Source organism: Arthrobacter cryoconiti (assembly GCF_020905375.1).
GTDB lineage: Bacteria > Actinomycetota > Actinomycetes > Actinomycetales > Micrococcaceae > Specibacter > Specibacter cryoconiti.
Map to the genome: position 1 here is coordinate 1 of NZ_JAJJBU010000012.1, position 7,641 is coordinate 7,641.

Genomic DNA, 7,641 nt, shown 5'->3' on the forward strand with positions numbered 1-7,641 from the left:
TTTGTTTGCACAGCAGACTGGATGCTTAGCAGGGGTCGATGCTGAGCACGGCGAGAAAACCGCGACCGGAAATTGCCGGTTCTTCTTCTGAGCCAACCACTGTGTCAAGGCGGCCAAGAGTGTCCGTGGTGGCGCCGTCGTTCGCTGAAACTGTGGCGCTTCCCGCTAACAGGACCGCGAACTGGCCATCGAAAACGGGTTGTGGGCGCTTTTTGGATAGCTCAACGATGGTGGTGTAACCCTTGAAAACATCCCGGCGGGTCATGAGGTTCAGGTCCATGAGCGCGCCCGTAGGCAGGCTCGCGGACGTGATCGCGTCACCAGAAAAACGGTAAGGGCGGTACTTTTCAAGTGCGTGCTCGACCCCGTCCACTGTGAGCGCGATGAGTTCGCCGTCAATGATGGTCAGGATTCGCTCAATCCCGGGGAGAACGGAAAAGGGGCCTGCTTTGGCAACTTCGGCGATTGAAATGCGCCAGTCCCAATCGGTTTTTAGCGGGCCAACAGCAACTTGCCGCGTTAGACCACCGCCGTTGGCCCAGGGTGTTGCTTTGAGATCGGCGTAACGGATGATCTGCACTATTTGTCGTCCACGTTCTTAACGCTGTATACGTGGAGACGTTTAGGGTCGGAGGGCCGACGCCGGATCTTGCGTTTGTAGTAAGACCAGAGACCTGTGATGGCGATGGACACGGCAAAAGCCAAGACGATCTTCAGCGGCAGGTTGACCCTGGCGAAAGTGAGAACCATGATCATGGCGGCGAAACTGGCGAAGTTGACCAGTATGTCCAGCCAATCGGCTTTATTGCGCATGGAATAAGCTTACGCGGCATCGTGGCGTGCGATGAATACTGTCAGTGGTAAGTAGGAACGAACGGCGCGCTGGTGGGGACGATCTCTTTGCCCAGCGGCATCAAGGAGATGGGGATCATCTTCACATTGGCGATGGCCAGTGGGATGCCAATGATGGTGATCGCCATAAAAAAGGCTGAGGTGAGGTGGCCGATGGCAATCCAGATACCGGCCACGAGCAGCCAAATAACGTTTCCCAACGTACTTGCCAAGCCGCTTCCGCCTGGCTTTTCAACGACCGTTCGTCCAAATGGCCAGAGCGCGTAACCGGCAATCCGGAAGGAAGCGATTCCCCACGGAATGGTGACGATCAAGATGCAGCACAGGACGCCAGCAAAGAAATATCCGAGGGCGAGCCAGAAACCGCCAAACACCAGCCACACAAGATTGAGGATTGTCTTCATGTTTTCATTGTGCCCTCTCAACGCTGGGAGAAGAATCGGGGAGGACCCTGATTCTTCTGCCAGTTGCCGGTGCTACGCTAATTTGCACCAGAGATCAACGTATGACGACGTCAGGAAACCATAGGTACATGGACGGGGTAACAGCCTTCTTGATCATCATTTTGGTGATTCTCGCGATTGTTGTGGGTGTCGGAATAACCGTCGCCGTGCTCGTTTCGCGGGGGGTTTTGACGCTGGTGAAGTTGTCAAAACCGAAGTACGAATCTGCCAAACGCAGCGCTTTCAAGGTGCGGGCGGAAGCCACCTCTGGGCCTGCTGGAGAGATCATGAAGCAGCGGGTCCACTTGGCGGATTCTTTGGAAGCCACTCGTCGGAGTCTGGAAGCGGCGGCAGGCACGCGTCAGTACACGGGAAATTTGGGCAGCATCTTCACTACTCTTGTCCATGCAGGAACCGTGTTAGAAACGCAGCTACTGGTGGCGCAGCGCGATCCGGATCCGGCGGTGCAGGCCGTGTATGCGAAGACTCTTGGCGTTCAAGTGGAACAGGTAGCGGGTACCGCGACAGGAATTCGAAATGCCTTGGCCAGTGCCGCATCTCCCATGAGCGAGGTTGATCTATCAGACTTGACGCGCACGCTGGAAATTGAGGCCACCATGTTGAAGAACTGGTCAGCCACTTACACCGGCCTGGCCGAGTGAATCCATGGGTGTCCGCAGAGGGCTAGCTCGGCTCTTCGGTGTCAAGGCCAAGCGCGACACCGGTGCCTCCTTAGCTGGTGGGCTGACCCCAACCGAATCCGGGTTCAAACAGTTCACGGCAGTGCAGCAGATGCGCCGTGGTGTCGCGGATGTTTCCGTGAGTCGGCAAAGGTTAGATCTTCAGGTTGCGGATCTTCAGTTGGTCCTAAAAAAGCATTCCGAACAGGCTGCGGATGGCGGCCACGACGGTGCCGCGCAGAGTGCCCTCATCCGGCACCACGTCGTGACTGAGCAGCTCGCAGATCTCATTGCGCAGCGCGACGCCCTGGCGGAACAAGAAGCTATGTTAATGGGCGCCCTAGCGCAATTGCAGGCTCGTGTCAGCGGATTCGAGGTGAGTGTCCAAACTCTAAACGCAGCCCGGGCTGCCGCCGTCGCCCATCAAAGCATCGCTGCATCCCTTGCCGAACTCAGCACGGGGGATGCTGGCGGATCTTCCAAAGAGTCTCCCTTTGAAACTGGCCCGCAATAGATGCTCTAAAAGGCGGCAAAATCCCGAATTTCGAGCATCTATTGCGGGCCAGTTGCTAGCAGGAACGGCTATCAAGCAACCGTGATGCCCAAATGTGCGGCGAGCAACGGTGCCAGCAATCCGAGCTGGTATTCGTCCAAGATAGTGCCGGCCATGGAGCCGATACCGTTGAGTGTGCGGAAGTCAGTGCTTCGAACATCAAAATCAGTCAGCGTGGCTTGCTGGATATCGAGTGTGCCGATACGGCAGTTTTGCAACGCCATCCGGGTGACCTTGGCACCACCTAAGTCCAGTTCCCCAATGATGCAGTCGCTGATGCAAAGGTCGGTGATTTTAGCGGATCGAATATTTAGAAAGTCCAGCTTGCCGCCGTCGATCCGTACTGACTGCCAGGTGCTGTCATAAAGCTCGGCGGATCCCCAACGAGGGTTCCGGATCTCCACGTCACGCCAGCTGGTTCGAGAAGCCTTAAACACGGGTGCGTAGCTGTCCGCGATGATCGAGTCCCGGAAACGAGTGCCGCGTAGCTGCGCGTTGTCGAAGGCCGGGCCGCTGAGTTCGCAGTCCAAAAAGTCAGTGGAGGTGAGGTCTGTGCCGGCAAAGTTGGGCCGGTCGAAGCGCTGGCCGTCGTAGCTTTCCCCGGGGCCGAAGAATGTGTCCTCATTCTCCACCAAATTACCCAGCTGCACGGAGGTCAGACGCGGGGCGCGGATCGTTTTTTTCGTGGCCATGAGTCAAGACTAGCGAGCAACAAAGACATCCGATTTGTGCTAGCTAACGGTACCAACGAGCCGGAAACGCTGCAGAACCAGAAGAGTGTCGTCGTCGACGGTGAAATTGGGGTCGCCCATGGCATCGCGCATCTTCGTCGAATGCCAGAAGGACTCGTGGCCAGCACGCCATGCAGCCACGCTCTCATAGCCTTCCCCTTCATCGATTGCATGTTGCAGGTCGACGTCGTCCAGCCGGGCTATGCGGACCTCGGTCATCTCGATCACGGCCACGGGTTTGCCGGCGGAGTCTATGACAATTTCACGTGCGCCAGTCATTGGCAGGGCTTCATTCTCAACGTCGTATTCAAGCCGCGTGCCCGTGGTGGATGTCTTGGTCCCGTCGAGGATGGCGGTGATGAGTTGCTCGCGCAACGGGCCGGGAAAAGCGAATTCGAGGATGGGCAATCCGGACAGGGAAGCCTCTGAGAGGGATGGCAGATTCGGGGTGCTCATATGGATAGCCTACCGGGACCACAATTTTTTTAGTCCAGTTGTACCAATTCGTTCGTGATGTTAACTTTGGCGTTTTCTGCCCACAGTTCCCGGCCTCGGTTCGTGTGAAATAGGGGGTCGATAGCCAGTAGTGAGTGCAGCACTGCCGCCCGGCCGCGCGCAAAATTAGGCGTAGAGACGTGCGCGTAGTCGGCGCGGACGCCGGCAACATAGCGGGCATAGTCCGCCGGTGAGCTACCCAGTATCGACAGATCGCCGTCGCACAGAAGAGCGCCTCCGAGGTCAGTGGGGGAGGGGGAATGGGTGGCCGTTAATCGGACCAGCCGGGCCACTTCTGCCGCTTCAACTGCGGAAACCAAACCGAAAAGCTGGGATTGTGCCAGAAATGCCGATTTCTCTTCATCGCTTCCGGCAACTCCGTCATAGACCGCATCGTGAAACCATGCGGCCAGTGTCACTTCGCGCGGTGCGCCGACATCGGTCAGGAGATCAAGGGCCTCGAGGACGGCTAGTAAGTGCACGGCGGAGTGGTAATTCCGGTGTGGTTCGTTCCAACGTTCCAGCAGGCCGGCCCCCACTTCCGGGTGTCCGGGCATGACCGTGTTCCAGCGGTACGAGAGTGCTTTGACGGTGGACTTTCCCCGGTGCCGGGCCTTGACTCGTAAACCGGACGCCGTCAGCGCCCGAACCAAGTCCTTGCCAGAGACTGGAGCTGCACCGGCGACGATAAGGCGGTGATACAGACGCTCGGGTACGTCGTAGTGGTCCAGATCAAAGGCTCGTTTTCTTAGGCCAGCCGCAGCGGCAAAGTCGTGAAGTTCGGTAAGGGACTTGTCCGAGACCAAGTGGGAGAACACCGTTCCGTGAGCGGGCCAGTAGGGCGGATCGATCAAGATCATGGCCCTAGTCTAAAGCTGCTGGTGCATCATGCACGTTCAAGCGGAGCCAGAGTCACGTCTTGAATTAGTGGGAAAAATATCCCCAATTTCGCCGTGGGAAAAATTTCACTGCAGCCGCCCCAAAAATAAGTTGAGCGTACTAGACTCAAGTTTGAGAGTGAGACTTCCAAATTTGACCGAATCTGACCGCACGACCAACGAAAGGATCCCTCGTGGACGCTAAATTCACAACGAAGAGCCAAGAGGCGCTTTCCGCAGCAGCCATGAATGCCTCCACGGCTGGCAACCCAACTGTTGAGCCGGCGCATCTACTCAAGGCTTTGATGGATCAGCGTCAAGGTGTGGCGGTTGCGCTTTTGAAGGCAGCTGGCATTGATCCTGACGTGGTTAGTGTGGCTGCCAGCACCGCCATCCGCAACCTTCCTGCGTCCTCTGGAACGTCGGTGGCGCAGGCTCAGCTGGGCCGCAATACGCTCTTGGCGGTCCAGACCGCCCAGCAGGCGGCCGAATCCATGGGGGACAAATATGTCTCCACTGAACACTTGCTGCTGGGACTTACTGAAGACGCTGGCGCTACGGGAAATGCGCTGCGCAAAGCGGGAGCTACCAGAGCGGGGCTCGACGCCGCGCTGCCAACAGTGCGCGGTGACAGCAAAGTCTCAACCCCGGACCCTGAAAATACGTTCAAGGCGTTGGAGAAGTACGGCACCGATATGACCGCCATTGCCCGTTCCGGGAAACTTGATCCGGTGATTGGACGGGATGCGGAAATTCGCCGTGTCATGCAGGTTCTCAGCCGCCGGACGAAGAACAACCCCGTGCTCATCGGAGAGCCGGGCGTCGGCAAAACGGCCGTCGTTGAGGGGCTAGCTCAACGCATGGTGGCTGGAGATGTGCCCGAATCCCTCCGGGGGAAGACGTTGATCAGTTTGGATCTAGCGTCAATGGTGGCTGGAGCGAAGTACCGAGGCGAATTTGAGGAGCGTCTCAAGGCAGTCCTGGAGGAAATAAAGTCCTCCGACGGGCAGATTGTCACCTTCATAGACGAGATCCATACGGTGGTAGGTGCTGGCGCCTCAGAAGGTTCAATGGATGCCGGCAACATGCTCAAACCGATGCTGGCTCGGGGTGAATTGCGCCTGATCGGGGCCACAACGTTGGATGAGTATCGAGAAAATATTGAGAAGGATCCGGCCTTGGAACGCCGGTTCCAGCAGATCTACGTCGGCGAGCCCAGCGTGGATGACACGATCGGTATCCTCCGGGGACTCAAGGAGCGCTATGAGGCACACCATAAGGTTCAGATTGCTGACTCGGCGCTTGTCGCCGCGGCCACACTCTCCAACCGCTATATTTCAGGACGCCAGTTGCCGGATAAGGCAATCGACCTAGTTGATGAAGCGGCGTCGCGTCTTCGTATGGAGATCGACTCAGCGCCGGAGGAAATCGATCAGCTGCGCCGCGCCGTCGACCGCCTAACCATGGAAGAGCTGGCCCTATCCGGGGAAACTGCCCCGGCCTCATTGGAGCGCCTAGACGCGTTGCGAGCGGATATGGCGGATAAAAAAGAGGAACTGGCCGGACTCAACGCGCGGTGGGAAGCAGAAAAGGCTGGCCTTAACCGTGTGGGGGAACTGAAAGCAAAATTGGACGAGCGGCGCTCCGTTGCCGACAAAGCCCAGCGCGACGGCGATCTGGAATTGGCCTCACGTATCCTCTACGGCGAGCTCCCGGCGCTCCAGCATGAACTCAATGCCGCCGCCGAGGAGGAGGAATCGGACAAAAAGGACCTCATGGTGGCCGAGGAGGTTACGGCGGACGATATTGCAGAGGTCATCTCGGCTTGGACGGGTATTCCGGCTGGTCGCATGCTCCAAGGTGAAAGTGAGAAGCTCCTGCAGATGGAGCAGGTCCTGGGTTCCCGGCTGATCGGTCAGAGCAAAGCAGTTTCGGCAGTCTCTGACGCTGTCCGCCGGGCCAGGGCTGGCATTAGCGACCCGGACCGTCCGACCGGATCGTTCTTGTTCTTGGGGCCCACGGGCGTCGGCAAGACTGAGCTGGCCAAGGCTTTGGCGGATTTCCTCTTCGATGACGAGCGGGCCATGATCCGCATCGATATGAGCGAATACTCGGAGAAACACTCGGTGTCGCGGTTGGTCGGTGCCCCTCCCGGGTACGTTGGCTATGACGAGGGAGGGCAGCTGACCGAGGCAGTGCGACGTCGGCCATACTCAGTGGTATTGCTCGATGAGGTTGAGAAGGCGCACCCGGAAGTCTTTGACATCTTGCTCCAGGTGTTCGACGACGGCCGCCTCACCGACGGTCAGGGGCGCACCGTGGACTTCCGCAATGTCATAGTGGTGCTGACCTCCAACCTTGGATCGCAGTTCCTGGTGGATTCGCAGCTGACGGAAGCGGAAAAGCACAAAGCCGTCATGGGCATGGTGGAAGCGTCATTCAAGCCAGAATTCCTTAACCGGCTGGACGAGATTGTCATCTTTGATGCGCTTACGGTTGAGGAATTATCCAAGATTGTGGACCTGCAGGTTCAATCCCTTGGCGCGCGTCTCTACGAGCGCAGGCTCACCTTGGAGGTGACAGATTCAGCTAAGGCCTGGCTGGCATTGAGTGGCTTCGATCCGGCCTATGGTGCCCGTCCCCTGCGCAGGCTGGTGCAGCGTCAGATTGGTGACCGGTTGGCCCGCGAGTTACTGGCTGGAACCATTGTTGACGGCGACACGGTCCTCGTAGACACTGCTACGGACTTTGGCGAGCTAACTGAAGACGGGATGCCGGCTGGCGAGTCTGGGCTTACGGTTAGGCGCAAATAGATAGTTGCAGGCAGAGGGGAGGGGCGTTCTCGCAAAGAATATTCTTTGCGAGAACGCCCCTCCCCTCTGCCTGCAACTATCTATTTGCGCCTAACCGTAAGCCCAGACTCGCCAGCCGGCATCCCGTCTTCAGTTAGCTCGCCAAAGTCCGTAGCAGTGTCTACGAGGACCGTGTCGCCGTCAACAATGGTTCCAG

At 57.9% G+C, this 7,641-nt stretch carries 9 protein-coding genes; 3 read left to right on the forward strand and 6 right to left on the reverse strand.

Annotation, left to right across the window (positions count from 1 at the left end; all coding sequences use genetic code 11):
• Nucleotides 1-25: 25 nt before the first annotated feature.
• From LOH53_RS06555 to LOH53_RS06565, 3 genes are read right to left on the reverse strand one after another with little or no spacing between them, the layout of a single operon-like run.
• Nucleotides 26-580, reverse strand: coding sequence for a HutD/Ves family protein (locus LOH53_RS06555; protein ID WP_230066933.1), 555 nt, complete (start codon nt 578-580; stop codon nt 26-28).
• Complete coding sequence (locus LOH53_RS06560) at nt 580-813, reverse strand: hypothetical protein (protein WP_230066934.1); 234 nt, start codon at nt 811-813, stop codon at nt 580-582. Before LOH53_RS06560 ends, LOH53_RS06555 begins: the two co-directional genes overlap by 1 nt.
• A gap of 41 nt (nt 814-854) precedes the next feature.
• Nucleotides 855-1,256, reverse strand: coding sequence for a YccF domain-containing protein (locus tag LOH53_RS06565; RefSeq protein WP_230066935.1), 402 nt, complete (start codon nt 1,254-1,256; stop codon nt 855-857).
• 128 nt (nt 1,257-1,384) lie between these two features.
• Here LOH53_RS06565 and LOH53_RS06570 point away from each other — a divergent pair, with 128 nt between their 5' ends.
• Nucleotides 1,385-1,957 (forward strand): hypothetical protein, encoded by a 573-nt coding sequence (locus LOH53_RS06570; RefSeq protein WP_230066936.1) that lies wholly within the window; start codon nt 1,385-1,387, stop codon nt 1,955-1,957.
• Nucleotides 1,958-1,961: 4 nt separating this feature from the next.
• Complete coding sequence (locus tag LOH53_RS06575; protein WP_230066937.1) at nt 1,962-2,489, forward strand: PspA/IM30 family protein; 528 nt, start codon at nt 1,962-1,964, stop codon at nt 2,487-2,489.
• 71 nt (nt 2,490-2,560) lie between these two features.
• On the opposite strand, the gene LOH53_RS06580 is transcribed toward LOH53_RS06575, so the two are convergent.
• The 3 genes from LOH53_RS06580 to LOH53_RS06590 are packed head-to-tail and all read right to left on the reverse strand — an operon-like array spanning nt 2,561 to nt 4,614.
• Nucleotides 2,561-3,220, reverse strand: a complete 660-nt coding sequence (locus LOH53_RS06580; RefSeq protein WP_230066938.1) for a pentapeptide repeat-containing protein — start codon at nt 3,218-3,220, stop codon at nt 2,561-2,563.
• A gap of 39 nt (nt 3,221-3,259) precedes the next feature.
• Nucleotides 3,260-3,715, reverse strand: a complete 456-nt coding sequence (locus tag LOH53_RS06585; protein WP_230066939.1) for an ASCH domain-containing protein — start codon at nt 3,713-3,715, stop codon at nt 3,260-3,262.
• A gap of 29 nt (nt 3,716-3,744) precedes the next feature.
• The gene (locus LOH53_RS06590) at nt 3,745-4,614 is read right to left on the reverse strand and encodes a DUF4031 domain-containing protein (protein ID WP_230066940.1); all 870 of its coding nucleotides are present in this window, start codon (nt 4,612-4,614) and stop codon (nt 3,745-3,747) included.
• A gap of 212 nt (nt 4,615-4,826) precedes the next feature.
• On the opposite strand from LOH53_RS06590, the gene clpB reads away from it, so the two are divergent.
• Nucleotides 4,827-7,445 carry an ATP-dependent chaperone ClpB gene (clpB, locus tag LOH53_RS06595; protein ID WP_230066941.1) on the forward strand — a complete coding sequence of 873 codons (2,619 nt, stop codon included), beginning with the start codon at nt 4,827-4,829 and terminating at the stop codon, nt 7,443-7,445.
• Nucleotides 7,446-7,641: the final 196 nt, after the last annotated feature.